Source organism: Pseudomonas prosekii (assembly GCF_900105155.1).
Classification (GTDB): domain Bacteria; phylum Pseudomonadota; class Gammaproteobacteria; order Pseudomonadales; family Pseudomonadaceae; genus Aquipseudomonas; species Aquipseudomonas prosekii.
This window is the reverse complement of record NZ_LT629762.1, coordinates 3,262,663-3,287,735: the sequence shown is the minus strand read 5'-3', so window position 1 is coordinate 3,287,735 and position 25,073 is coordinate 3,262,663. Positions and strand designations below refer to the sequence as shown.

Genomic DNA, 25,073 nt, shown 5'->3' with positions numbered 1-25,073 from the left:
GAATGAATAACCGCCTTCGCGGGCAAGCCTCGCTCCTACAGAGGATCAAACCGCGACATGCATGAAGTCCTGAGACTGCGCCAGCGCAAACGGGCTGAACACTTGCCAGCTCTGCTCGCGCTGAAAGTGGCCGCTGACGAACCCGGCCATCGTCGCGCTCAGTGCATTGGCCGGCAGTGCTTGCAGGCTGTCCTGGGCGAAATGCTGCAAACCGTAGACTTCATCGACCATCAACCCGGCAAACACCTCTTTATATTCCACCACCAGCACCCGCCGCTGCTTGCGCACCGCCGATGGCTCATGGCCCGGCTCCTGATCCGCAAAAAAACCGGACAAATCCATGATCGGCAGCAACCGCCCGCGCAGGTTGGCGACCCCCTTGACCCAGGGTTTTACCCCCGGCAATTGGGTGAAGCGCGGCTCATGCAGGACTTCGCTGACTTCGCCCATCGGCGCCACGTACCAGTGCTCGCCGAGGCGAAAACCGATGCCGCTCCAACGGTCCTGGCGGATTGGCTGCGACGGCAAATCCGCCGCCAGCACCCGGCAACGCTGGTCGATCTGCAGCAGCAGTTCGAAAGCCGTCAGCGATTCGCTCATGAGCGGGCGGTCAACCGGCCAGCACGTTGTTCAGGGTTTTGATCAGGGTGTCTTCGTCGACCGGTTTGGTCAGGTAATCCTTGGCGCCCTGGCGGGTGCCCCAGACCTTGTCGGTGTCCTGATCCTTGGTGGTGATGATGATCACCGGGATGTGCCCGGTGTCCGGGTCTTTGGTCAACTGGCGGGTCGCCTGAAAACCGTTGAGACCGGGCATGACGATGTCCATCAGCACGGCGTCGGGTTTTTCCTGACGGGCCAGCGCCACGCCGTCGGCACCGTTTTCGGCTTTCAACACTTCATGGCCGTGCTTTTCGAGCATGCCAGTGAGTTTGTACATTTCGGTCGGCGAATCATCGACGATCAGAATTCGTGCCATGGTTTTCCCCATTCTTCTTGTCGACGCCGGGCCCGTTGGCCGAGCGTCTCTGTTCGTGTCCTACTGCGGCAAAACGGCGGCGAAGCCCGGAACATGGGCCTGGATCGCGTTCAGCAGTTCTTCCTTGCTGAAAGGCTTGGTCAAAAACTGATCGGAGCCGACGATGCGCCCCTTGGCCTTGTCGAACAGCCCATCCTTGGACGACAGCATAATCACTGGCGTGGACTTGAACGCACTGTTGTTCTTGATTAAAGCGCAGGTCTGATAACCATCCAGACGCGGCATCATGATGTCGACAAAGATAATGCCCGGATGATTGTCGGCAATCTTGGCCAGCGCATCGAAACCGTCGATGGCCGTGATGACTTCACAACCAACGTTTTTCAGCAGCGTTTCGGCGGTGCGGCGAATCGTCTTCGAATCATCGATGACCATCACCTTCAAGGCGCTGGAATGCTGTTCCATAAATGCTCTACCGTCGCCTTTGCGAAACAAATTGTCCGTTTGATGGCTCGAAACCCTTGATGCTCAAGGGCCGACAGCACTTGGCAGCCTTTTTAGCACAGTCTCCAACACCAATCTATCGGCCGGCCTTCGCGGTGGTTTTTCCTTGACCGGGAACACACTCAGCGCCACTCTGACGCCACTTTTTCGCGTCCACCCGGACCACCCCAATTCGAGGAAAAACCCATGAGCGTTCGCGTCGGGATTGTCATGGACCCAATCGCCAGCATTTCCTATAAAAAGGATAGCTCGCTGGCCATGCTGCTGGCTGCGCAGAAGCGCGGCTGGGAACTGTTCTATATGGAACAGCGCGATTTGTACCAGGGCGAAGGTGAAGCACGGGCGCGGATGCGTCCGCTGAAAGTCTTCGCCAACCCTGAGAAGTGGTTCGAACTGGAAGCCGAGACCGACGCGCTGCTGAGCGATCTGGACGTGATCCTGATGCGCAAGGATCCGCCGTTCGACATGGAATTCGTCTACTCCACTTATCTGTTGGAGCAAGCCGAGCGCGCTGGCGTGCTGATCGTCAACAAGCCGCAGAGCCTGCGCGACTGCAATGAAAAGCTCTTCGCCACGCTGTTCCCGCAGTGCACGCCGCCGACCGTGGTCAGCCGCCGCGCCGACGTGTTGCGTGAATTTGCCGCCAAGCACGGCGACGTGATCCTCAAGCCGCTGGACGGCATGGGCGGCACGTCGATCTTCCGCCATCGCGCCGGCGACCCGAACCTCTCGGTGATTCTCGAAACCCTGACCGCGCTGGGCACCCAGCAGATCATGGGCCAGGCTTACCTGCCGGCGATCAAGGACGGCGACAAACGCATCCTGATGATTGACGGCGAACCGGTGGATTACTGCCTGGCGCGCATCCCCGCTGCCGGCGAAACCCGTGGCAACCTGGCGGCCGGTGGTCGTGGCGAAGCGCGGCCATTGAGCGACAAGGATCGCTGGATCGCCGCCCAGGTCGGCCCGACTCTGCGTGAAAAAGGCTTGTTGTTTGTTGGCCTGGACGTGATCGGCGAGAGCCTGACTGAAATCAACGTCACCAGCCCGACCTGCATCCGCGAGATCGATAACGCCTTCGGCACCGACATTGGCGGCCTGCTGATGGATGCCATAGAGAAGCAGCTGAAAGCTACAAGCTCCAAGCCGCAAGTTTGAAGCGCGCGCTTACAGCTTGTCGCTTGAAGCTTGAACCTTGAAGCTAAAAACCAACATTGCGTTATCATGCCGAGCCCGTAAAAACGCGATGTTGGTTTTTCTGTTATGACGCTCCCGTCCGATCTGCCTGCTGAACTCGCCCACCGTGGCGTGCGCCCGGCCGATCGCCTCGGTTTTACCCTGTTTCTGGCGGCGCTGATTCACCTGGCTTTGCTGTTGGGCGTCGGCTTCACGATGGTCGAACCCAAGCAAATCAGCAAAACCCTGGAAATCACCCTCGCCACGTTCAAAAGCGAAACCAAGCCGAAAAAGGCTGATTTCCTCGCGCAGGACAATCAGCAGGGCAGCGGCACTCTGGATAAAAAGGCGATTCCCAAGACCACCGAGGTCGCGCCGTTCCAGGACAACAAGGTGCAGAAAGTCACGCCACCGCCCGCCGCCAAGCCTGAAGTGCAGGAAGCGGCACCCAAGGCTGCCGTGACCACCGTCGCGCCGAAACCGAAAAAAGCCCCGACCAAAACCGAAGAGCCGAAACCCAAAACCAAACCTGCCGTGGCCGCGCCGACGTTCGACAGCTCGCAGCTGTCCAGCGACATCGCCAGCCTTGAAGCGGAACTGGCCAAGGAACAGCAGTTGTACGCCAAGCGCCCGCGCATTCACCGTTTGAGCGCGGCGTCGACCATGCGCGACAAGGGTGCCTGGTACAAGGACGAGTGGCGCAAGAAGGTCGAGCGCATCGGCAACCTGAATTACCCCGACGAAGCACGCCGCAAGCAGATCTACGGCAATTTGCGCCTGATGGTCTCGATCAACCGCGACGGCTCGCTGTACGAAGTGCTGGTGCTGGAGTCGTCCGGGCAACCGCTGCTCGATCAGGCTGCGCAGCGGATCGTGCGGCTGGCCGCCCCGTTCGCGCCGTTCACCGGGGATTTATCGGACATCGACCGACTGGAAATCATCCGCACCTGGAAGTTTGCGCGCGGTGACAAGCTCTCCAGTAATTAGGGCCTACGCCGTCTGTGTAGCAGCTGGCGAAGCCTGCGTTCGAGGACGCAGTCCTCGCAATCCGGCAAAACGGGGTCGTTCTGAAGAAATGATGTATGGCTATTTACGACTGCTTCGCAGCCGAACGCAGGCTTCGCCAGCTGCTACAGGGGCGCACGACAGCATTTCCTGTGCATCCCCAGCTTGTCAGTTCGCCCCTCCAACGCCACACTAGCGCTCATGAAAAACGTCAGCCCCAGCTACCTCAAGCATCACTTCCTGATCGCCATGCCACACATGGCCGACCCGAATTTTGCGCACACCTTGACCTACATCGTCGAGCACACGGCCAATGGGGCCATGGGGCTGGTGGTCAACCGTCCGCAAGACCTGAACCTGGCCGACATCCTCGAGCAATTGCGCCCTGACATCGAGCCGCCCGTGCTCTGTCAGCATGTGCCGATCTTCATGGGCGGCCCGGTGCAAACCGATCGCGGCTTCGTCCTGCACCCGTCCGGCAAGACCTTTCAGGCCACCGTCGAGCTGCAAGGCGAGCTGTCGTTGTCGACCTCCCAGGACGTCTTGTTCGCCATCGCTGACGGCGTCGGCCCGGCGAAAAGCGTGATCGCCCTCGGCTACGCCGGTTGGGAAGCCGGGCAACTGGAAGCCGAAATGGCCGACAACGCCTGGCTGACCTGCCCGTACGAAGCCGACATCCTGTTCAACACCAGCAGCGAATTGCGCCTTGAAGCGGCGGCCCGGCACCTGGGGATCAACCTCAGCCTGCTGACCAGCCAGGCGGGCCACGCCTGATGGCCCTGCGACTGATTCTGGGTTTTGACTACGGCACCAAACAGATCGGCGTAGCGGTCGGCCAGGTCATTACCGGCCAGGCCCGCGATCTCTGTACGTTGAAGGCGCAAAACGGCATTCCCGACTGGAATCAGGTCGAAGCGCTGATCAAGGAATGGAAACCCGACGCCGTGGTGGTCGGCCTGCCGCTGAACATGGACGGCACGCCGAGCGACATGTGCCTGCGCGCCGAGAAATTCGCCCGCCGCCTCAATGGCCGCTACAACCTGCCCTTCTATACCCACGATGAACGCCTGACCACCTTCGAAGCCAAGGGTGAACGGCGTGATCGCGGCGGCCAGAAAGGCAGTTACCGCGACAACCCGGTCGACGCCATCGCGGCCGCCCTGCTGCTGCAAGGCTGGCTTGACGAAAACACCGCGCTGTTTGAATCCTGAAGAGCTGCAAAAACCGACTCTCTATAGCGACACCCCGAGCCACCTGCGGCAACAACCGGCTCGGGCCTAAGAAGGAGCAACCATGAGCCTGCCCAATCCCGCCGAACTGATCAGCCAGATGGCCACCGAGCTGGACACTTATCTGGCCAAACGAGGCATCAGCGAACCGCGTTTCATCGGCATTCGCAGTGGTGGCATCTGGGTCGCCCAGGCGTTGCTCGAAGCCCTGGGCAGCGATTCGCCGCTCGGCACGCTGGACGTTTCCTTCTACCGCGACGATTTCAGCCAGAACGGCCTGCACCCGCAAGTCCGCCCTTCGGCGCTGCCATTCGAGATTGAAGGCCAGCATCTGGTGCTGATCGACGACGTACTGATGAGCGGCCGGACCATCCGCGCAGCGATGAACGAATTGTTCGACTACGGCCGCCCGGCCAGCGTGACACTGGTGTGCCTGCTGGACCTCGACGCCGGCGAGCTGCCGATCCGCCCGAACGTGGTTGGCGCAACGCTGGCGCTGGCCGCCCACGAGCGCGTCAAGCTGTCGGGCCCGGAACTCAAGCTCGAATTGCAAGACCTCGCCCTCTAATCCGCCCTATTGAGAGTCCCCCTCGCGATGACGCCTCTAGACACCAAGCGCCCGCTGCAGCTCAATGATCAGGGCCAGCTGCGCCACTTCCTCTCGCTCGACGGCTTGCGCCGCGAGTTGCTGACGGAAATCCTCGACACCGCTGACTCGTTCCTCGAAGTCGGCGCCCGGGCCGTGAAAAAAGTCCCGTTGCTGCGCGGCAAAACCGTGTGCAACGTGTTCTTCGAGAACTCCACGCGCACCCGCACCACCTTCGAACTGGCGGCCCAGCGGCTGTCGGCGGATGTGATTACGCTGAACGTGTCGACATCGTCAGCGAGCAAGGGCGAAACCCTGCTCGACACCTTGCGCAACCTCGAAGCCATGGCCGCCGACATGTTCGTTGTGCGCCACGGTGATTCCGGCGCCGCACACTTCATCGCCGAGCACGTGTGCCCGCAAGTGGCGATCATCAACGGTGGCGACGGCCGTCACGCGCACCCGACCCAAGGCATGCTCGACATGCTGACGATTCGTCGGCACAAGGGCGGTTTCGAGAATCTCTCGGTGGCGATCGTCGGCGACATCCTGCACTCGCGGGTGGCGCGCTCGAACATGCTCGCGCTGAAAACCCTCGGTTGCCCTGACATCCGCGTGATCGCGCCGAAAACCCTGCTGCCGATCGGCATCGAGCAATACGGCGTGAAGGTCTACACCGACATGACCGAAGGCCTGAAAGACGTCGACGTGGTGATCATGTTGCGTCTGCAACGCGAACGCATGACCGGCGGCCTGCTGCCGAGCGAAGGCGAGTTCTACCGCCTGTTCGGCCTGACCACCGCGCGCCTCGCCGGGGCCAAACCGGATTGCATCGTCATGCACCCGGGGCCGATCAACCGCGGCGTGGAGATTGAGTCGGCAGTGGCCGACGGTCCGCATTCGGTGATTCTCAATCAGGTCACCTACGGCATCGCGATTCGCATGGCTGTGTTGTCGATGGCCATGAGTGGGCAGACTGCGCAACGTCAATTCGAGCAGGAGAACGCCCAGTGAAGCTCAGCATTCTCGGCGCCCGCGTCATCGATCCAAGCAGTGGCCTGGATCAAGTTACCGACATTCATGTCGAAGCCTGCAAGATCGTTGCCTTGGGCGCGGCACCGGCCGGCTTCACGGCTTTGGAAACCATTGATGCCAAAGGCCTGGTGGCCGCACCAGGGCTGGTTGACCTCAACGTCGCCCTGCGTGAGCCGGGTTACAGTCGCAAAGGTTCGATTGCCAGCGAAACACGCGCGGCAGCGGCCGGTGGCGTCACCAGCCTGTGCTGCCCGCCGAAGACCAAACCGGTGCTCGACACTTCGGCCGTCGCCGAATTGATCCTCGACCGCGCCCGCGAGGCCGGCAACACCAAAGTGTTCCCGATCGGCGCGCTGAGCAAAGGCCTCGACGGCGAGCAACTGGCAGAGTTGGTTGCGCTGCGCGACGCCGGTTGCGTGGCGTTCGGCAATGGCCTGGAGAGTTTTCGCAACACCCGCACCCTGTGCCGCGCGCTGGAATACGCGGCGACGTTTGACCTGACGGTGATTTTCAACTCGCAGGATCATGACCTCGCCGAAGGTGGTTTGGCCCACGAAGGCCCGACCGCGAGTTTCCTTGGTTTGCCGGGCATTCCGGAAACCGCGGAAACCGTGGCCCTGGCTCGTGATCTGTTGCTGGTCGAGCAAAGCGGCGTGCGCGCGCACTTCAGCCAACTCACCAGTGCACGCGGCGTGGCGTTGATCGCCCAGGCGCAGGCGCGCGGGCTGCCGGTGACCGCCGATGTCGCGCTGTATCAGTTGATCCTGACCGACGAAGCGCTGATCGACTTCAGCAGCCTCTATCACGTCCAGCCGCCGCTGCGCACCCGCGCCGACCGCGACGGTTTGCGTGCGGCGGTGAAGTCCGGGGTGGTTTCAGCGATATCCAGCCATCACCAGCCGCACGAGCGCGATGCCAAACTGGCGCCGTTCGGTGCCACCGAGCCGGGAATCAGCAGCGTTGAGCTGTTGCTGCCCTTGGCGATGACGTTGGTGGAAGACGGTTTGCTCGATCTGCCGACGCTGCTGTCGCGCCTGAGCACCGGACCCGCCGAGGCATTGCGCCTGCCGGCGGGCAAGTTGGCGGTGGGTGGCGCGGCGGACATTGTGCTGTTCGACCCGGCCACTTCTACCGTGGCCGGCGAACGCTGGTTGTCCAAAGGTGAAAACTGCCCGTTCATCGGCCACAGCCTGCCGGGCGTGGTGCGTTATACGCTGGTGGATGGGCGGATCAGCCACCAGGCGTAAGACCCTGTGGCGAGGGGGCTTGCCCCCGTTCGGCTGCGCAGCAGTCGTAAAAACGGTAAATGCGGTCTCTCTGAGCCACCGCGCTTGCTGATTTTTGCAGCCGCTGCGCAGCCCGACGGGGGCAAGCCCCCTCGCTACAATTAGCGCGAGCCCGCCCGGCTACTAATGTTGTTCACCTCAGACACTTGGGAATTTAGCGTCCAGAAGTCATACAAAACCCCCAGAAAGAACAACCCGCCTGTCACCAGATACAGCAATCCGCTGATCCATTTCCCCTGATACATCCGGTGTACGCCAAACACCCCGAGAAACGTCAGCAGCACCCACGCCACGGTGTATTCGATTGGCCCGGGGGTGAAACGCAGATCCGCCTCACGGTCCATCGCCGGGATCAGGAACAGGTCGATCAGCCAGCCAATGCCCAGCAAACCAAAGGTGAAAAACCAGATCGTCCCGGTGACCGGTTTGCCGAAATAAAAGCGGTGAGCGCCGGTAAATCCGAGAATCCACAGCAAATAACCGATCAGTTTGCTGTGGGTGCCTTGCTGGATTGCAGGCGGTCGATAGCTGTTCATGGAGGACCTCGATTCACGCGATAGATAAATATTGTTGAATTCTTTGTGACTTTTTTACAGGCGTCCGACGTATGGCAAATGCTACCTTCACTGCCGTCAAAGCCTTGTAGCTCTTGAGTTCTGTCAGACAATTGCGTCCATTAACCGCGCATTTGGTTCCGTTGACCGCAAGGTTGAATCGACCAACGGCCCCGAAACGCTCAAAAAAGCTGTTATAAAGTTGCGCGCTAACCCATATGAGCCCTGCCTAATGCGTCCATTTTTCAAGACATGGCTAACCATTTGCCTATTATTGCCACTGGCCGCCCACGCCACCAATCGTGAGCAACGTCTTCCAAACGTTAATGGTTACACACCGAAATCCCATGTTTCTGCTCCCTCGAGCAAAAACAAGAAAAACGCTAAACAGACTGCAACGTTGGCCAGCGCCAACAGCAAGCTGGTGCCGCCAATGGCCACCAAGCAGAGCAGCAATGTGTTGAGCCGTGCGGTAAACGTCCTCGGTACTCCATACCGTTGGGGCGGCAGCAGCCCAAGTAAAGGCTTCGATTGCAGCGGTCTGGTGAAATACGCGTTCAACGACGCGACATTTGACCTGCCGCGCACCTCGAATGCGATGGCCAGCGGTCATGGCGAGAAAGTCGATCGCAAGGATTTGAAGCCCGGCGACCTGATTTTCTTCAACCTCAAGAGCCGTCGGGTCAATCACGTTGCGATTTACCTGGGCAACGACCGTTTTATCCACGCACCGCGTCGTGGCAAATCGGTGAGCATTGATACGTTGAAGAAGCCGTATTGGGCCAAGAACTACGTGGTTGCCAAGCGGGTTCTGCCCAAAGAGCCGAATCAGCTGCGCGTCGTGCAGCGCTGATCCGACACTTGCGTCGTTCTTGAGGTCCCCTTCGCGGGCAAGCCTCGCTCCTAAGGTCATGCGCCAGTTTCGCGGCACATATCAATCCTGTAAGAGCGAGGCTTGCCCGCGAAGGCGTTTCCGGCCCCTCAAAAGTTATCCGGTGACCGCGCCTTCTCGCGCGCGTGGTCGCGGCTGATCAAGCCTTTGCCGACCAACTCCTTCAAGCACATGTCCAGCGTCTGCATCCCCAGATTGCCCCCGGTCTGAATCGACGAGTACATCTGCGCAACCTTGTCTTCACGGATCAGGTTACGAATCGCCGAGGTGCCGAGCATGATCTCGTGCGCCGCAATGCGCCCGCCGCCGACCTTCTTCACCAGCGTTTGCGAGACCACCGCCAGCAGCGACTCGGACAACATCGAGCGCACCATCGATTTCTCATCCCCCGGAAACACGTCGACCACACGGTCGATGGTCTTGGCCGCCGACGTCGTGTGCAAGGTGCCGAACACCAGATGCCCGGTCTCCGCAGCGGTCAGCGCCAGGCGAATGGTCTCCAGATCGCGCATCTCGCCGACCAGGATCACGTCCGGGTCTTCACGCAACGCCGAGCGCAACGCGGTGGCGAAGCTGCGGGTATCGCGGTGGACTTCGCGCTGATTGATCAGGCATTTGCGTGATTCGTGAACAAACTCGATCGGGTCTTCAATGGTGAGAATGTGGTGATGGCGATGGTTGTTCAGGTAATCGATCATCGCTGCCAGCGTGGTAGATTTGCCGGAACCGGTCGGCCCCGTCACCAACACCAGCCCACGCGGCGCTTCGGTAATCTTGCGAAACACATCGCCCATGCCCAGATCGTCCATGCTCAGGACCTTCGACGGAATGGTCCGGAACACCGCGCCGGCGCCGCGATTCTGGTGGAAGGCGTTGACCCGAAAACGCGCCACGCCGGGCACTTCAAAGGAAAAATCGGTTTCCAGGTGTTTCTCGAAGTCGACCCGCTGGGTGTCGTTCATGATGTCGTAGATCAGCTCGTGCACCTGTTTGTGGTCCAGAGCCGGCAGGTTGATGCGCCGCACATCGCCATCGACGCGGATCATCGGTGGCAGGCCGGCAGACAGGTGCAGGTCGGACGCGCCTTGTTTGGCGCTGAATGCCAGCAGCTCAGTGATATCCATAGCGCTCCTCAATTCCAGTAGAATGCCGCGAACCTCAGACCCGCTGGCGCCTCTTGAATGTCCACGATAGCAGACAACATCCTTCAGGTTAGTTCGCGCATCCACGCCGCCGCCCTTGCCGCCAAGCGCGACGAGCACAGCGTCCAGTTGCTGGCCGTGAGCAAGACCAAACCCGCCGAGGCGCTACGCGAGGCGTATGCCGCCGGGCTGCGCGACTTCGGCGAGAACTATCTGCAGGAAGCCTTGAGCAAACAGCTCGAATTGGCCGACTTGCCCTTGATCTGGCACTTCATCGGCCCCATTCAATCGAACAAGACTCGCGCTATCGCCGAGCACTTCGCTTGGGTGCATTCAGTGGATCGATTGAAAATCGCACAACGCCTGTCCGAACAACGTCCTGCCGATATGCCGGCGCTGAATATCTGCATTCAAGTGAATGTCAGCGGCGAAGCGAGCAAATCCGGCTGTGCCCCCGCCGATCTGCCAGCCCTGGCCAAAGCCATCAGCGAACTGCCGCGCCTGCAATTGCGCGGGTTGATGGCGATTCCCGAGCCGACTGACGATCGCGCCGCCCAGGACGCCGCTTTTGCTGCCGTGCGCGACTTGCGCGACAGTCTGCAAACCAGCCTGCAATCCACTTTGAGTCAGCCACTCGACACACTGTCCATGGGCATGAGCCACGATCTCGAATCGGCCATCGCCCAAGGCGCGACTTGCGTTCGTATCGGTACGGCCCTGTTCGGCGCCCGCGACTACGCTCGACCATGAACATGGCTCACGCTTCTCTCTATAAGGACCTGACATGAGCAAAACCCGTATTGCATTTATCGGTGCCGGCAACATGGCCGCCAGCCTTATCGGCGGCATGCGCGCCAAGGGTCTGGACGCGGCGCACATCCGCGCCAGCGATCCCGGCGCCGACACCCGCGCTCGCGTGAGCGCAGAACATGGCATCGAAGTGTTCGCCGACAACGCCGAAGCGATTGAAGGCGCCGACGTCGTGGTCCTGGCAGTCAAGCCGCAAGCAATGAAAGCCGTGTGCGAAGCGATCCGCCCAAGCCTCAAACCGCATCAACTGGTGGTGTCGATTGCCGCCGGCATTACCTGCGCGAGCATGAAAAACTGGCTCGGCGCGCAACCGATTGTGCGGTGCATGCCCAACACCCCGGCGCTGCTGCGTCAGGGCGTGAGCGGTTTGTACGCGACCGCCGAAGTCGACGCCGAGCAACGCCAACAAGCGCAGGAGCTGTTGTCCGCCGTCGGTTTGGCGCTGTGGCTGGACGAAGAGCAGCAACTGGACGCGGTCACCGCTGTTTCCGGCAGCGGCCCGGCGTACTTCTTTTTGCTGATCGAAGCGATGACGGCGGCCGGGGTCAAACTCGGTTTGCCGGCAGACATCGCCGCCCAGTTGACCGTGCAAACCGCCTTGGGCGCCGCGCACATGGCGGTCGCCAGTGACGTCGACGCCGCAGAATTGCGTCGCCGTGTGACCTCGCCTGCGGGCACCACGGAAGCCGCGATCAAGTCGTTCCAGGCCAATGGCTTCGAAGCCCTGGTCGAAAAAGCACTCGGCGCCGCCGCACAGCGCTCGGCCGAGATGGCCGAGCAACTTGGGCGTTAATCAGCTCTTACAAAGGAATCAATGATGCTCGGACTCAATGACGCTGCCATTTTCATCATCAAGACCTTGGGCAGCCTGTACCTGCTGATCGTGCTCTTGCGTTTCATCCTGCAACTGGTTCGCGCGAACTTTTACAACCCGCTCTGCCAGTTCATCGTCAAAGCCACGCAACCGCTGCTCAAGCCGCTGCGCCGGGTGATCCCGAGCATGTTCGGCCTGGACATGTCGTCGCTGGTGCTGGCGCTGATCCTGCAAATGCTGCTGATCGCGGTGATCCTGTTGCTCAAAGGCTTCATGGTGAACTGGCTGTTCCTGCTGCCGTGGGCGCTGATTGCGCTGTTCTCGCTGTTCTTGAACATCATTTTCTACGCGATGATCATCAGCGTGATTCTCTCGTGGGTCGCACCGGGCAGCCACAATCCGGGCGCCGAGCTGGTAGCGCAGATCACTGAGCCGGTGCTGGCACCGTTCCGCCGGATCATTCCGAACCTCGGTGGCCTGGATATCTCGCCGATCTTCGCGTTTATCGTGATCCAACTGCTGCAGAGCTGGCTGATCCCGCGACTGGCCTACTACGCGCTGATGCCGACCGGATTGCTCGGCTTGATCTGATCGGCTACTCGCTCTGAACCGATGCCACTTCCAAGAGCCACCCCTCACCCCAGCCCTCTCCCCATGGGGGAGAGGGGGAAAGGGAGCTGATCGGGGACTTTTCAGAACCTGAGTTCGGCTTGGTATTTCAGGTCGACGTAATTCGAAAAACAACTCGGTCAGCCCCCTCGCCCCTTTGGGGAGAGGGAAAGGGAGCTGATCGGGGACTTTTCTGAACCTGAGTTCGGCTCGGTATTTCAGGTCGATGTAATTCGAAAAACCACTCGGTCAGTCCCCTCGCCCCTTTGGGGAGAGGGTTAGGGTGAGGGGTCGATCCAAAGCCGATCACCTATTTCCCAAACACCCCGCCCATTGCTTGCCGCTAGGCACACCGGTCTTTAGACTTACGCCTCATTTCAACGAGAGCAGGGTCGATGCCAACTGCCTTTCCCGCCGATTCTGTTGGTCTGGTGACGCCGCAAGTGGCGCACTTCAGTGAACCCCTGGCCCTGGCCTGCGGCCGTTCGCTCCCAGCTTATGACCTCATTTACGAAACCTACGGCACGCTGAACGCCACGGCGAGCAACGCCGTGCTGATCTGCCACGCCTTGTCCGGCCACCATCACGCGGCTGGTTTCCACAGCCCCGACGACCGCAAACCCGGTTGGTGGGACAGCTGCATCGGCCCCGGCAAGCCGATCGACACCACTAAATTCTTCGTCGTCAGCCTCAACAACCTCGGCGGCTGCAACGGCTCGACCGGCCCGAGCAGCCTCAACCCGGACACCGGCAAGCCCTTCGGCGCCGATTTCCCGGTGTTGACCGTCGAAGACTGGGTGCACAGCCAGGCGCGCCTGTCCGATGTGCTCGGCATCAGCCAATGGGCAGCGGTAATCGGCGGCAGCCTCGGCGGCATGCAGGCGTTGCAGTGGACCATCACCTACCCTGACCGCGTGCGCCACTGCCTGGCCATCGCCTCGGCCCCGAAGCTGTCGGCGCAGAACATCGCATTCAACGAAGTGGCGCGCCAGGCGATCCTCACCGACCCCGAATTCCACGGCGGTTCGTTCCAGGAAGCAGGCGTGATCCCCAAGCGTGGCTTGATGCTGGCGCGGATGGTCGGGCACATCACTTACCTGTCCGACGATTCCATGGGCGAGAAATTCGGCCGGGGCCTGAAGAGCGAAAAGCTCAACTACGACTTCCACAGCGTCGAGTTCCAGGTCGAAAGCTACCTGCGTTATCAGGGCGAAGAGTTCTCCGGACGTTTCGACGCCAACACTTATCTGCTGATGACCAAAGCCCTGGACTACTTCGACCCGGCGGCGAACTTCGACGATGACCTGGCAAAAACCTTCGCCGGCGCCACCTCCAAGTTCTGCGTGATGTCGTTCACCACCGACTGGCGCTTCTCCCCGGCCCGTTCGCGGGAACTGGTCGACGCGCTGATGGCCGCCAAGAAAGACGTCTGCTACCTCGAGATCGATGCTCCGCAAGGCCACGACGCCTTCCTGATTCCGATCCCGCGCTACCTGCAGGCGTTCAGCAATTACATGAACAGAATCCAATTGTGAGTAAGCCATGAGAGCCGATCTGGAAATCATCCAGGAATGGATCCCCGCCGGTAGCCGCGTGCTCGACCTCGGTTGCGGCGACGGCGAACTGCTGACCTGGCTGCGCGACAACAAGCAAGTCACCGGTTATGGCCTGGAAAACGACGCCGACAACATCGCCGAATGCGTGGCCAAAGGCATCAACGTCATCGAGCAGGACCTGGACAAGGGCCTCGGCAACTTTGCCAGCAACAGTTTCGACATCGTGGTCATGACGCAGGCGCTGCAAGCCGTGCATTACCCCGACCGGATCCTCGACGAAATGCTTCGCGTCGGCCGCCAATGCATCATCACCTTCCCCAACTTCGGCCACTGGCGTTGCCGCTGGTATCTGGCGAGCAAGGGCCGGATGCCGGTTTCCGAGTTCCTGCCGTACACCTGGTACAACACGCCGAACATTCACTTCTGCACCTTCGGCGACTTTGAAGAGTTGTGCCGCGAACGTGCAGCCAAGGTCATTGATCGGCTTGCCGTGGATCAACAGCACCGCCACGGGTGGGCCAGTAAGCTATGGCCTAATCTGTTAGGTGAGATCGGCATCTACCGCGTCAGCAGCCCAGGGTTGCCGGACCACAAAGTCGCGATTTGAGCCACGCTATTCCAAGGAGAACGATCATGGGTCGTCTAGCACTGTTTGTACTTACTGCCTGCCTCAGCGTGACGGCGATGGCTGCCGATGCGATCAAAGGCGAGCGCCAGGAAAAATTGGGCAGCGGCGCGGTCGTGCATTACAACACCTTCAACTCGACCTTCTTGACGCCGGATATCGCCAAGGCTGCCGAGCTGATCCGCAGCAAAAACCAAGGCGTGATCAACGTCTCGGTGGTCAAGGATCGCAAACCGCTGATCGCCCAGGTGAGCGGCACAGTCAAAGACCTGACCAGCAAAAGCGTACCCTTGACGTTCCGCCAGATCACCGAGCAAGGCGCGGTCTACTACATCGCGCAATACCCGGTGGACCAGCAGGAAACCCGCACCTTCGACATCACGGTCAAGGTCGGCGATGAAACCAGGACTATCAACTTCAACCAAGAGCTCTTCCCCGGCGAATGATCAACTTCACGCAACTCGTATTGGCCAGCCATAACGCCGGCAAACTCAAAGAACTGCAAGCCATGCTCGGCGCGTCCGTGCAATTGCGCTCGATCGGCGAGTTCAGCAGCATCGAGCCGGAAGAAACCGGCCTGTCGTTCGTCGAGAACGCGATCCTCAAGGCGCGTAACGCGGCGCGCATCTCCGGTCTGCCGGCATTGGCCGACGATTCGGGGCTGGCGGTGGATTTCCTTGGCGGTGCGCCGGGGATTTATTCCGCGCGTTACGCCGACGGCAAGGGCGATGCGGCGAACAACGCCAAGCTGCTCGACGCCTTGAAAGACGTGCCCGAATCCGAGCGCGGCGCGCAGTTCGTTTGTGTATTGGCGCTGGTGCGGCATGCCGACGATCCGCTGCCGATCCTGTGCGAAGGTTTGTGGCACGGGCGCATTCTGCCGGCGGCCAGCGGCGAGCACGGTTTTGGCTACGACCCGTTGTTCTGGGTGCCGGAACGCGAATGCTCCAGCGCTGATTTGAGCCCCAGCGAAAAGAACCTGATCAGCCACCGCGCCCGTGCAATGGATCTGCTGCGCCAGCGTCTGGGCTTGAAATGACCCACGACTCATCCGCGTCGCCGCTGATCTTCGGCGGCGCCGCCCAATCGCCCCGGGCCGCGCTGCCCGTGCTGCCGCCCCTGGCGCTGTACATCCACATTCCGTGGTGTGTGCGCAAATGCCCTTATTGCGATTTCAACTCCCACACCGCCAGCCCAGTGCTGCCGGAAGAAGAGTACGTCGACGCCTTGCTCGCCGACCTCGATCAGGACTTGCACGCGGTTTATGGCCGCGAGCTGAGCTCGATCTTCTTTGGTGGCGGCACGCCGAGCCTGTTCAGCGCTGAGACGCTGGGCCGTTTGCTCAAAGGGGTGGAACAGCGGATTGCCTTTGCCAGCGACATCGAAATCACCCTGGAAGCCAATCCGGGGACGTTCGAGCAGGACAAGTTTGTCGCTTACCGTGCATTGGGGATTAATCGCCTGTCGATCGGCATCCAGAGTTTTCAGGAAGAAAAACTCAAGGCGCTCGGGCGCATTCACAACGGTGACGAAGCGGTGCGCGCCGCTGGCATGGCGCGTCAGGCCGGGTTTGATAACTTCAATCTGGACTTGATGCACGGTTTGCCCGATCAGTCGCTGGAGGATGCACTGAATGACCTGCGCACGGCCATCGCCCTGAAGCCGACGCATTTGTCCTGGTATCAGCTGACGCTGGAGCCGAACACGGTGTTCTGGAATCAGCCGCCGGTGCTGCCGGAGGACGACACGCTGTGGGACATTCAGGAAGCCGGGCAGGCGCTGTTGGCCGAGCACGGTTACGCGCAATACGAAGTGTCGGCCTACGCGCAGCCCGGCAAACCGGCGCGGCATAACCTCAATTACTGGAGTTTCGGCGACTTCATCGGCATCGGCGCTGGCGCCCACGGCAAGCTCAGCCACCCCGACGGGCGCATCGTGCGCACCTGGAAGACGCGGCTGCCCAAGGACTATCTCAACCCGGCGAAGAGCTTCAAGGCTGGCGAGAAAGCCCTGAGCAATGACGAGTTGCCATTCGATTTCCTGATGAACGCCTTGCGCCTGACCGCTGGCGTGGAATCGCGGCTGTACCCGGAGCGCACCGGGCTGCCACTGGACAGCCTCGCCGAGGGTCGCCGCGAAGCCGAACAAAGCGGCTTGTTGCAGGTCGAACCGTCACGCCTGGCGGCCACCGAGCGCGGACAACTGTTTCTCAATGACTTGCTGCAGACATTTCTGAGCTGATTTCAGCCTTAAGGGAAAACCAATGGATTTGATCCTCGACCTGCTCGCCACCGCGTCTCGCTGGAGCCGCAGCAACCTGTCGGAAATCGCTCTGGCGCTGGTGGGCTGCTTGCTGGTGCTGTTCGGCGCGGACATCAAAAGCTGGGTCGAACAACGCCTGGGCAGCATTGCCGGCGCATTGCGCGTACCGATGATGGCCCTGCTGTGCATGGTCGGCAGCGGCGCCGCGCTGATCTACGCGACACCGTGGATCGTCAAAGGCCTGAGCCAGTTCAACAACTACAGCCTGGCGCCGGTGCTGTTGGTGGTCCTGGTGCTGATCGGCGTAGTCGCCGACCGCCGCTGAATCCCAGACACAAAAAAACCTGTAGGAGCAAGGCTTGCCCGCGATGAGGCCATAACATTCAACATCCTGGTTGACTGTCAGGCCGCCATCGCGAGCAAGCTTTGCTCCCACAGGCTTGTGGCGGTCAGGACTGTTTTTCGAACTTCAGGTCCCACACGCCGTGCCCAAGACGTTCGCCGCGGCGTTCGAACTTGGTGATCGGGCGTTCGGTCGGCCGTGGTACGCACTTGCCGTCTTCGGCGAGATTGCGGTAACCCGGCGCGACATTCATCACTTCCAGCATGTATTCGGCATACGGTTCCCAATCGGTGGCCATGTGCAGAATGCCGCCAACCTTCAACTTGCTGCGCACCAGTTCAGCGAACGATGCCTGGACGATACGGCGCTTGTGGTGACGGCTCTTGTGCCACGGGTCCGGGAAAAACAGCATCAGGCGATCGAGGCTGTTGTCGGCCACGCAATTGTTCAGCACTTCGATTGCGTCGCAATCGTAGACCCGCAGGTTGGTCAGGCCTTGCGTCAGCACGCCATTGAGCAGCGCGCCGACACCCGGACGGTGCACTTCCACGCCGATGAAATCCTGTTCCGGCGCAGCCGCCGCCATTTCCAGCAGCGAATGGCCCATGCCAAAACCGATTTCCAGCGAGCGCGGCGCCGAACGGCCGAACACCTGATCAAAATCCACCGGCGCATCGGCCAGCGGCAGGACGAACAGCGGCGTGCCCTGCTCCAGGCCTTTTTGCTGGCCCTCGGTCATGCGGCCGGCGCGCATCACAAAACTCTTGATGCGGCGGTGCTTGGACTCGTCGCCTTCTTCCACGGTGTTCGGCGTTTCGTTCGATTCAGTCATCAATGGCTCTTACTTGATCAGACCATCCAGCGGCGAGGAGGCGCTGGCATAGAGTTTTTTCGGCATGCGGCCGGCGAGGTAGGCCAGGCGACCCGCGACGATCGCATGTTTCATGGCTTCGGCCATCAGCACCGGCTGCTGGGCGTGGGCGATCGCCGAGTTCATCAGCACCGCCTCGCAACCCAGTTCCATGGCGATGGTGGCGTCGGAAGCAGTACCGACACCGGCATCGACCAACACCGGGATTTTCGCTTCTTCGAGGATGATCTGCAGGTTGTACGGGTTGCAGATCCCCAGGCCCGTGCCAATCAGGCCGGCCAGAGGCATCACTGCGATCACACCGATTTCCGCCAGTTGCCGGGCAATGATCGGGTCATCGCTGGTGTAAACCATCACGTCGAAGCCTTCCTTGACCAGCACTTCGGCAGCCTTGAGGGTTTCGATCACGTTGGGGAACAGGGTTTTCTGGTCGGCCAGCACTTCCAGTTTCACCAGATTGTGCCCGCCGAGCAGCTCACGGGCCAGGCGACAGGTGCGCACAGCCTCGGTCGCGTCAAAGCAACCGGCGGTGTTCGGCAGGAACGTGTAGCGATCCGGCGACAGCACTTCGAGCAGGTTCGGTTCGCCCGGGTTCTGCCCGAGGTTGGTGCGGCGCACGGCGAAAGTGACGATCTCGGCACCCGAGGCTTCGATGGCCAGGCGGGTTTCTTCCATGTCGCGGTACTTGCCGGTACCTACCAGCAAACGCGACTGGTAAGTACGACCGGCCAGGACGAAGGGCTTGTCGTTACGAACGATGCTCATGGGAAATCCTCTGTAGGGGTGAGGTTCTTGCAGAATTCTGGGCCGTGGCGCGTCGGGCTGTCAGCCGCCGCCAATCGCATGAACCACTTCGACCGTGTCGCCGTCGTTCAATGCGGTGTCGGCATGCTGGCTGCGCGGGACGATATCCAGATTGAGTTCGACCGCCACCCGGCGTCCGGTCAGGTCCAGACGGGTCAGCAGGGCCGCAACGGTTTCACCGTCGGGCAGTTCAAGGGATTCGCCGTTCAACTGAATGCGCATGTTGCAAGCCGCCATCATTTTTTGGGGCAGGCATTCTAGCCCGATCATGACCCAAAGGTCAGCACCAAGCGTCAAGCGGTCAGCGGCAAGCGCCACGCGGCGAGGCCCAGACAGAACCAACCGACCAGAAAGGCCAGGCCACCGAATGGGGTGATGATTCCCAGCTTGCTGATGCCGGTCATCGTCAGCAGGTACAAACTGCCGGAAAACAGCAGGATGCCAAGCGCAAACGACACGCCGGCCCAGGTCACCAGCCGGCCGGGAATCTGCGTCGCCAGCAGCGCCACGCCCAACAGCGCCAGGGTGTGCACCAGTTGATAGGTGACGCCGGTGTGGAAAATTGTCAGGTATTCCGCAGTCAGACGATTTTTCAAGCCATGCGCGGCGAACGCGCCTAGGGCAACGCCAGTGAAGCCGAAGAAAGCGGCCAGCATCAGAAAGCCACGCAGCATGTAGAACTCCAGTCAGACTCAATCAACAGGGTCTGTATAATGGCCCGCTCAACGGGTTCGGCCAAGCCATCTCTATGCTGCGTTTATTTTTGCGACGATTCATCAAGGCCCTGCTGTGGTTCGCGGGCGGCAGCGTATTGCTGGTGCTGATTTTTCGCGTGGTGCCGCCACCGGGCACGGCGTTGATGGTCGAGCGCAAGGTCGAATCCTGGATCGATGGTGAACCCATCGACCTGCAACGGACCTGGAAACCCTGGGATGAAATTTCTGACGACCTCAAAGTCGCGGTGATTGCCGGGGAAGATCAGAAATTCCCCGAGCACTGGGGTTTCGACTTCGGCGCGATCCAGAAAGCCCTGGCGCATAACGAGCTTGGCGGTTCGATTCGCGGCGCCAGTACGCTGAGCCAGCAAGTCTCGAAAAATCTGTTTTTGTGGTCCGGCCGCAGTTGGCTGCGCAAAGGCCTGGAAGCCTGGTTCACCGGGCTCATCGAGGTGTTGTGGCCCAAGCAGCGGATTCTTGAGGTGTACTTGAACAGCGTCGAGTGGGATGACGGCGTGTTCGGCGCTGAGGCCGCCGCCCGCCATCACTTCGGCGTGAGCGCCAAAGGCCTGAGCCGCCACCAATCGAGCTTGCTCGCTGCGGTTCTGCCCAACCCGCGCGTATGGAGCGCGAGCCATCCGACCAATTACGTCGCACGGCGTGCCGGGTGGATTCGGCAGCAGATGAGCCAGTTGGGTGGCGACAGTTATCTGGTTGGGATCAACGATTCACGCCGGGCGCCTTGGGCTCAGTAACGCTGAAGATCCCCTGTAGGAGTGAGCCTGCTCGCGATAGCGTCAGGTCAGTCGCAATAAATGTCGACTGATAGATAGTGATCGCGAGCAGGCTCACTCCTACAGGGATTTGTGTGCAGGACAAACCAACAAAAACGCCCCGATCATTGCTGATCGGGGCGTTTTTTATTGCCTGCTCGCTGCGTTACGCGGCGATCGACAACTTGAGCTTGTTCATCGCGCTTTTCTCTAGCTGACGAATTCGCTCGGCCGACACGTTGTACTTCTGCGCCAGGTCGTGCAGCGTGGCTTTCTCTTCTGCCAGCCAGCGCTGGTAGAGGATGTCACGGCTGCGGTCGTCCAGCACTTCCAGTGCTTCGTGCAGGTTGTGATTGGAGTTGTCGCTCCAGTCGGCATCTTCCAGTTGACGGGCCGGGTCGTACCGGTGGTCTTCCAGATAGTTGGCCGGCGATTGGAAAGCACTGTCGTCGTCCGCTTCCGCAGCCGGGTCGAACGCCATGTCATGGCCGGTCAGGCGACTTTCCATCTCGCGCACTTCACGCGGCTCGACACCGAGGCTTTCCGCCACACGGTGGACTTCCTCGTTGTTCAACCACGCCAGACGCTTCTTCTGGCTGCGCAGGTTGAAGAACAGCTTGCGCTGGGCCTTGGTGGTCGCGACTTTCACAATGCGCCAGTTGCGCAGGATGAACTCGTGAATCTCAGCCTTGATCCAGTGCACCGCGAACGACACCAGGCGCACACCCATTTCCGGGTTGAAGCGCTTGACGGCCTTCATCAGGCCGACGTTGCCTTCCTGGATCAGGTCAGCCTGAGCCAGACCGTAGCCGGAATAGCTACGGGCAATGTGTACAACAAAGCGCAGGTGGGCGAGCACCATCTGCCGAGCCGCCCCCAAATCCTGCTCATAATAGAGACTCTCGGCCAGTTCACGCTCCTGCTCCGGCGTCAGCAATGGAATGCTGTTGACGGTGTGCACATAGGCCTCCAGGTTCGCACCCGGGACCAGAGCATATGCAGGTTGCAAAGAATTGGTCATACGAAAAAACCTCCGACTTACAAACTCGTGCAGTTCAGCACTGCGAAAATTGACCGGAAACCAAGGGACAAGTTCCCATTAAAACCGAAAGGTCAATACGCGCAAAAATTTACTACTTCGGCGCCAACTCCCTGAGATGACGTGCGACTGCAATCCATGCACCGATATAACCCAACAGCACAGCGCCAAGCAAGAGCGACAGACCATCGGCGACTGGCACTCCGGCCAGCGCAAAATTACTGCCGTACAAGCCGGCCAGTCCAACCACCGCGTCGTTCAGCCAGTTCAGGCCAAACGCCAGCACGCCCCACGAAAGAAACCCGGCACCCAAGCCATATAGCGCGCCCATGTACAGAAAGGGCCTGCGTACATAGCTGTCCGTGCCGCCGACGAGTTTAATCACTTCTATCTCTGTGCGGCGGTTTTCAATATGAAGACGAATGGTATTGCCTATCACCAAAAGTAATGCAGAAACCAGCAACACGGTCAGCCCGAAGACAAAACGGTCGCCGAGCTTGAGGATGGCGGCCAGACGTTCGACCCAGACTAGATCAAGTTGCGCCTGTTGTACCTTGGGCAATTCGGAAAGTTTTTGTCTCAATGCTTCAAGCGCAGGCTTGTCGACTTCGTTCGGCGTCACCAGCACAACGCCCGGCAGCGGGTTTTCCGGCAGCTCTTTAAGCGCCTCGCCCAGACCGGACTGTTGCTGGAACTCTTCCAGCGCCTGATCGCGGCCGACATACTCAGCCTCGGCAACCCCGGGGATGCCTTTGATCTGCTCGCGCAACGCCTCGCCCTGCTCGGTGCTGGCGTCGAGTTGCAGATACAGCGAAATCTGCGCCGCGCGCTGCCACGAACCGCCGAGACGTTCGACGTTATTCAGCAGAAGTGACAGCCCCATCGGCAAACTCAGGGCCACGGCCATCACCATGCAGGTGAAGAAACTGCCGATTGGCTGCTTGCCCAATCGACGCAGACTGTCCAGCAGGCTGGCGCGATGGCTTTCGATCCAGGCGCGAAACAGCGTGGCGAAATCCGGGCCGTCGTCATCGTCGCGTTTTTTCTTCTGCGGCTGCGGGTCGGCGGCTTTCGGCGCCACGCGCTCGGACAGCTTGTTACTGCGCGTCGCACTCATACGCCGGCCTCCCCGTCGCCGATCAAGCGGCCGCGTTGCAAGGTCAGCATGCGGTGACGCATGCGCGCGATCAGTGCCAGGTCGTGGCTGGCGATCAATACGCTTGTGCCCAGACGGTTGATGTCTTCGAACACGCCCATGATTTCTGCCGCCAGACGCGGGTCGAGGTTACCGGTCGGTTCGTCCGCCAACAGCAGGGCCGGGCGATGGACGATGGCGCGGGCAATGCCGACGCGCTGTTGCTGACCGGTCGACAGGTCGCCGGGGTACAGATCGGTTTTATCCGACAGCGCCACGCGCTCAAGCGCCGAATCCACGCGCTTGACGATCTCGGCTTTGGACAAACCGAGAATCTGCAACGGCAACGCGACGTTGTTGAACACGGTGCGATCGAACAGCAACTGGTGATTCTGGAACACCACGCCAATCTGCCGCCGCAGGTAAGGAATCTGCGCGTTGCTGATGGTGCTCAGGTCTTGCCCGGCCAACAGCAGTTTGCCGGTGCTCGGACGCTCCATGGCCAGCAGCAGCCGCAACAAGGTGCTTTTACCGGCGCCGGAATGGCCGGTAACAAACAAGAATTCGCCTCGACGGACTCGAAAGCTCAGCTCATGCAAGCCGACGTGACCGTTCGGGTAGCGTTTACCGACCTGTTCGAAACGAATCATGAACGCTCCCGCTCGGCAAACAATGCCTGGACAAAGGGTTCTGCTTCAAAAGTGCGCAAGTCATCGATGCCTTCACCGACACCGATGTAGCGGATAGGCAAACCAAACTGTTTGGCCAGGGCGAAAATCACCCCGCCCTTGGCGGTGCCGTCGAGTTTGGTCAGCGCCAGGCCGGTCAGTTGCACGGTCTGGTTGAACTGCTTGGCCTGGTTGATGGCGTTCTGGCCGGTCCCGGCGTCGAGCACCAACAGCACTTCGTGTGGCGCGTCGGCGTCGAGTTTGCCGATAACCCGGCGAACCTTTTTCAACTCTTCCATCAGATTATCTTTGGTGTGCAGACGGCCGGCGGTGTCAGCGATCAACACATCGATGCCGCGCGCCTTGGCGGCCTGCACGGCGTCGAAGATCACCGAAGCCGAATCGGCGCCCGTGTGCTGGGCGATCACCGGAATCTTGTTGCGCTCACCCCAGACCTGCAATTGCTCGACGGCAGCGGCGCGGAAGGTGTCGCCGGCGGCGAGCATGACTTTCTTGCCTTCCAGTTGCAGCTTCTTCGCCAGTTTGCCGATGGTCGTGGTTTTGCCGGCGCCGTTGACGCCAACCACCAGAATCACGAAAGGCTTGTTTTGCGCATTGATTTTCAGCGGCTGTTCAACCGGCTTGAGCATCGCCGCCAGTTCCGCTTGCAGGGATTTGTACAGCGCGTCGGCATCGGCCAGCTCTTTGCGCGCGACTTTCTGAGTCAGGCGCTGAATGATTACCGAGGTCGCTTCGACGCCAACGTCGGCGGTCAGCAGACGGGTTTCGATGTCTTCGAGCAGCTCGTCATCGATGATCTTCTTGCCGAGGAACAGGCTGGCCATGCCCTCGCCGATGCTGGCGCTGGTCTTGGACAGACCTTGCTTGAGGCGAGCGAAGAAACCGGCTTTGGTTTCCTCGGTGCGCGGCGCTTCGGCAGGGGTTTCGATGATGGCGACCGGTGCGTCAGCAATCACCGGGGCGATAACGGGTGCTGGTGCTGGTGCTGGCTCTGGCGTCACCACAATCGGGGCAGCCGGCACGGCGAATACCGGCGCTTCCGGCTCCGGCGCAACAGGTGCAGGTTCGGAGATCTGCATCAGCGCGGGAGCCAGCTCGATGACTGGCACCTGAACCGGCTCAGGGGTAAACGCAATCGGCGCAGGAATCGGCGGCGCGATGTGCGCGGCCTGCTCGTCTTCAACCAGCGCCACCGGTTCTTCCGCCACCGGCAAGGTCAGCCAAGGCTCGGCGACCGGCGTCAATGGCAGCGCGGCGGCGATTTCCGCCTGCGGCTCACGTTCAGGCTCTGGCAAAGATGCTGCTTCAGCCTCGGCAGCCGGTTGCAGCACCGGTTCGGCGATCGGCAGAACGATCGGCGCCGGTTCTTCTTTCATAAGCGGCTCGGGTATAAGCGGCTCGGGCTCTATCACCGGCTCGGGAGCGGGCTCAGGAATCGGCTGCGGCTGTTCGACCACGGGTTCCTGCGGCTTTTTGCGCAGCCATCCGAACAGGCCTTTCTTCTTGCCAGCCGCAGCTGGGGTCTTCTTGTCGTCGTTGGAACCAAACATGGAGGACGGCTATCTCACGGTAGCGAAGCGCCCAAGGGGCGCCCCGGCAAATAAATATTCGATGCAGAACAGACTGCGATTCACCCAGCTTG

The 25,073-nt window shown here is 60.6% G+C and carries 31 protein-coding genes; 18 read left to right on the top strand and 13 right to left on the bottom strand.

Annotation, left to right across the window (positions count from 1 at the left end; genetic code table 11):
• Window positions 1–45: 45 nt before the first annotated feature.
• From BLU01_RS14900 to pilG, 3 genes are read right to left on the bottom strand one after another with little or no spacing between them, the layout of a single operon-like run.
• Window positions 46–600: a chemotaxis protein CheW gene (locus tag BLU01_RS14900; RefSeq protein ID WP_092276824.1), complete on the bottom strand. Its 555-nt coding sequence runs from the start codon at window positions 598–600 to the stop codon at window positions 46–48.
• A 10-nt stretch (window positions 601–610) separates the two neighbouring features.
• Window positions 611–976 carry a twitching motility response regulator PilH gene (gene pilH, locus BLU01_RS14895; RefSeq protein WP_092281622.1) on the bottom strand — a complete coding sequence of 122 codons (366 nt, stop codon included), beginning with the start codon at window positions 974–976 and terminating at the stop codon, window positions 611–613.
• A gap of 60 nt (window positions 977–1,036) precedes the next feature.
• Window positions 1,037–1,441: a twitching motility response regulator PilG gene (gene pilG / locus BLU01_RS14890; protein WP_008152601.1), complete on the bottom strand. Its 405-nt coding sequence runs from the start codon at window positions 1,439–1,441 to the stop codon at window positions 1,037–1,039.
• Between the two features lie 225 nt (window positions 1,442–1,666).
• Between pilG and gshB the strand changes: the two genes are divergently transcribed.
• From gshB to BLU01_RS14855, 7 genes are all read left to right on the top strand, one after another.
• Complete coding sequence (gene gshB / locus BLU01_RS14885) at window positions 1,667–2,638, top strand: glutathione synthase (RefSeq protein ID WP_092276821.1); 972 nt, start codon at window positions 1,667–1,669, stop codon at window positions 2,636–2,638.
• Window positions 2,639–2,743: 105 nt separating this feature from the next.
• The gene (locus BLU01_RS14880; protein WP_092276817.1) at window positions 2,744–3,643 is read left to right on the top strand and encodes an energy transducer TonB; all 900 of its coding nucleotides are present in this window, start codon (window positions 2,744–2,746) and stop codon (window positions 3,641–3,643) included.
• Between the two features lie 219 nt (window positions 3,644–3,862).
• Window positions 3,863–4,435 carry a YqgE/AlgH family protein gene (locus tag BLU01_RS14875; protein WP_092276814.1) on the top strand — a complete coding sequence of 191 codons (573 nt, stop codon included), beginning with the start codon at window positions 3,863–3,865 and terminating at the stop codon, window positions 4,433–4,435.
• Window positions 4,435–4,872, top strand: coding sequence for a Holliday junction resolvase RuvX (gene ruvX / locus BLU01_RS14870; RefSeq protein ID WP_092276811.1), 438 nt, complete (start codon window positions 4,435–4,437; stop codon window positions 4,870–4,872). Before BLU01_RS14875 ends, ruvX begins: the two co-directional genes overlap by 1 nt.
• A gap of 82 nt (window positions 4,873–4,954) precedes the next feature.
• The gene (pyrR, locus tag BLU01_RS14865; RefSeq protein WP_092276808.1) at window positions 4,955–5,458 is read left to right on the top strand and encodes a bifunctional pyr operon transcriptional regulator/uracil phosphoribosyltransferase PyrR; all 504 of its coding nucleotides are present in this window, start codon (window positions 4,955–4,957) and stop codon (window positions 5,456–5,458) included.
• Window positions 5,459–5,485: 27 nt separating this feature from the next.
• Window positions 5,486–6,490 carry an aspartate carbamoyltransferase catalytic subunit gene (locus tag BLU01_RS14860; protein WP_007913665.1) on the top strand — a complete coding sequence of 335 codons (1,005 nt, stop codon included), beginning with the start codon at window positions 5,486–5,488 and terminating at the stop codon, window positions 6,488–6,490.
• A complete protein-coding gene (locus tag BLU01_RS14855) occupies window positions 6,487–7,758 on the top strand; it encodes a dihydroorotase (protein WP_092276805.1) in 1,272 nt (423 codons plus the stop codon). The genes BLU01_RS14860 and BLU01_RS14855 overlap by 4 nt, the downstream gene beginning before the upstream one ends.
• Window positions 7,759–7,898: 140 nt before the next feature.
• Here the strand turns inward: BLU01_RS14855 and BLU01_RS14850 are convergent, their stop codons facing one another.
• Window positions 7,899–8,333: an NINE protein gene (locus BLU01_RS14850; RefSeq protein WP_092276802.1), complete on the bottom strand. Its 435-nt coding sequence runs from the start codon at window positions 8,331–8,333 to the stop codon at window positions 7,899–7,901.
• A 250-nt stretch (window positions 8,334–8,583) separates the two neighbouring features.
• Here BLU01_RS14850 and BLU01_RS14845 point away from each other — a divergent pair, with 250 nt between their 5' ends.
• On the top strand, window positions 8,584–9,204 hold the full coding sequence (locus BLU01_RS14845; protein ID WP_092276799.1) for a C40 family peptidase: 621 nt from the start codon (window positions 8,584–8,586) through the stop codon (window positions 9,202–9,204).
• 128 nt (window positions 9,205–9,332) lie between these two features.
• Here the strand turns inward: BLU01_RS14845 and BLU01_RS14840 are convergent, their stop codons facing one another.
• Window positions 9,333–10,367 (bottom strand): type IV pilus twitching motility protein PilT, encoded by a 1,035-nt coding sequence (locus BLU01_RS14840; protein WP_092276796.1) that lies wholly within the window; start codon window positions 10,365–10,367, stop codon window positions 9,333–9,335.
• Window positions 10,368–10,424: 57 nt separating this feature from the next.
• Between BLU01_RS14840 and BLU01_RS14835 the strand changes: the two genes are divergently transcribed.
• From BLU01_RS14835 to BLU01_RS14795, 9 genes are all read left to right on the top strand, one after another.
• A complete protein-coding gene (locus BLU01_RS14835) occupies window positions 10,425–11,135 on the top strand; it encodes a YggS family pyridoxal phosphate-dependent enzyme (protein WP_092276793.1) in 711 nt (236 codons plus the stop codon).
• Window positions 11,136–11,169: 34 nt separating this feature from the next.
• Window positions 11,170–11,988 carry a pyrroline-5-carboxylate reductase gene (gene proC, locus BLU01_RS14830; protein WP_092276790.1) on the top strand — a complete coding sequence of 273 codons (819 nt, stop codon included), beginning with the start codon at window positions 11,170–11,172 and terminating at the stop codon, window positions 11,986–11,988.
• Window positions 11,989–12,012: 24 nt separating this feature from the next.
• Entirely contained in the window at window positions 12,013–12,600 is a 588-nt protein-coding gene (locus BLU01_RS14825) for a YggT family protein (RefSeq protein ID WP_092276787.1), read from the top strand.
• A 413-nt stretch (window positions 12,601–13,013) separates the two neighbouring features.
• Window positions 13,014–14,153 (top strand): homoserine O-succinyltransferase MetX, encoded by a 1,140-nt coding sequence (gene metX, locus BLU01_RS14820; RefSeq protein ID WP_092276784.1) that lies wholly within the window; start codon window positions 13,014–13,016, stop codon window positions 14,151–14,153.
• A 7-nt stretch (window positions 14,154–14,160) separates the two neighbouring features.
• Entirely contained in the window at window positions 14,161–14,781 is a 621-nt protein-coding gene (metW, locus tag BLU01_RS14815) for a methionine biosynthesis protein MetW (RefSeq protein WP_092276781.1), read from the top strand.
• 26 nt (window positions 14,782–14,807) lie between these two features.
• Window positions 14,808–15,245: a DUF4426 domain-containing protein gene (locus BLU01_RS14810; protein WP_092276778.1), complete on the top strand. Its 438-nt coding sequence runs from the start codon at window positions 14,808–14,810 to the stop codon at window positions 15,243–15,245.
• Window positions 15,242–15,838, top strand: coding sequence for an RdgB/HAM1 family non-canonical purine NTP pyrophosphatase (rdgB, locus tag BLU01_RS14805; RefSeq protein WP_092276775.1), 597 nt, complete (start codon window positions 15,242–15,244; stop codon window positions 15,836–15,838). Before BLU01_RS14810 ends, rdgB begins: the two co-directional genes overlap by 4 nt.
• Window positions 15,835–17,040 carry a radical SAM family heme chaperone HemW gene (gene hemW / locus BLU01_RS14800; RefSeq protein ID WP_092276769.1) on the top strand — a complete coding sequence of 402 codons (1,206 nt, stop codon included), beginning with the start codon at window positions 15,835–15,837 and terminating at the stop codon, window positions 17,038–17,040. Before rdgB ends, hemW begins: the two co-directional genes overlap by 4 nt.
• Before the next feature lie 22 nt (window positions 17,041–17,062).
• On the top strand, window positions 17,063–17,386 hold the full coding sequence (locus BLU01_RS14795; protein WP_092276766.1) for a DUF3392 domain-containing protein: 324 nt from the start codon (window positions 17,063–17,065) through the stop codon (window positions 17,384–17,386).
• Between the two features lie 124 nt (window positions 17,387–17,510).
• On the opposite strand, the gene trmB is transcribed toward BLU01_RS14795, so the two are convergent.
• From trmB to BLU01_RS14775, 4 genes are all read right to left on the bottom strand, one after another.
• On the bottom strand, window positions 17,511–18,236 hold the full coding sequence (gene trmB, locus BLU01_RS14790) for a tRNA (guanosine(46)-N7)-methyltransferase TrmB (RefSeq protein ID WP_092276763.1): 726 nt from the start codon (window positions 18,234–18,236) through the stop codon (window positions 17,511–17,513).
• Window positions 18,237–18,245: 9 nt separating this feature from the next.
• Complete coding sequence (locus tag BLU01_RS14785) at window positions 18,246–19,040, bottom strand: thiazole synthase (protein ID WP_092276760.1); 795 nt, start codon at window positions 19,038–19,040, stop codon at window positions 18,246–18,248.
• Between the two features lie 60 nt (window positions 19,041–19,100).
• The gene (gene thiS / locus BLU01_RS14780; protein ID WP_167370430.1) at window positions 19,101–19,301 is read right to left on the bottom strand and encodes a sulfur carrier protein ThiS; all 201 of its coding nucleotides are present in this window, start codon (window positions 19,299–19,301) and stop codon (window positions 19,101–19,103) included.
• Window positions 19,302–19,372: 71 nt separating this feature from the next.
• Window positions 19,373–19,753, bottom strand: coding sequence for a DUF423 domain-containing protein (locus BLU01_RS14775; protein ID WP_092276757.1), 381 nt, complete (start codon window positions 19,751–19,753; stop codon window positions 19,373–19,375).
• A gap of 74 nt (window positions 19,754–19,827) precedes the next feature.
• Here BLU01_RS14775 and mtgA point away from each other — a divergent pair, with 74 nt between their 5' ends.
• Window positions 19,828–20,550 carry a monofunctional biosynthetic peptidoglycan transglycosylase gene (gene mtgA / locus BLU01_RS14770; RefSeq protein ID WP_092276754.1) on the top strand — a complete coding sequence of 241 codons (723 nt, stop codon included), beginning with the start codon at window positions 19,828–19,830 and terminating at the stop codon, window positions 20,548–20,550.
• Between the two features lie 184 nt (window positions 20,551–20,734).
• On the opposite strand, the gene rpoH is transcribed toward mtgA, so the two are convergent.
• The 4 genes from rpoH to ftsY form a co-directional block, all read right to left on the bottom strand.
• Window positions 20,735–21,589 (bottom strand): RNA polymerase sigma factor RpoH, encoded by an 855-nt coding sequence (gene rpoH, locus BLU01_RS14765; RefSeq protein ID WP_007897890.1) that lies wholly within the window; start codon window positions 21,587–21,589, stop codon window positions 20,735–20,737.
• 112 nt (window positions 21,590–21,701) lie between these two features.
• A complete protein-coding gene (gene ftsX / locus BLU01_RS14760; RefSeq protein WP_092276751.1) occupies window positions 21,702–22,724 on the bottom strand; it encodes a permease-like cell division protein FtsX in 1,023 nt (340 codons plus the stop codon).
• Window positions 22,721–23,392 carry a cell division ATP-binding protein FtsE gene (ftsE, locus tag BLU01_RS14755; RefSeq protein ID WP_025215982.1) on the bottom strand — a complete coding sequence of 224 codons (672 nt, stop codon included), beginning with the start codon at window positions 23,390–23,392 and terminating at the stop codon, window positions 22,721–22,723. Before ftsE ends, ftsX begins: the two co-directional genes overlap by 4 nt.
• Window positions 23,389–24,981, bottom strand: a complete 1,593-nt coding sequence (gene ftsY / locus BLU01_RS14750) for a signal recognition particle-docking protein FtsY (RefSeq protein WP_092276748.1) — start codon at window positions 24,979–24,981, stop codon at window positions 23,389–23,391. The genes ftsE and ftsY overlap by 4 nt, the downstream gene beginning before the upstream one ends.
• Window positions 24,982–25,073 lie beyond the last annotated feature (92 nt).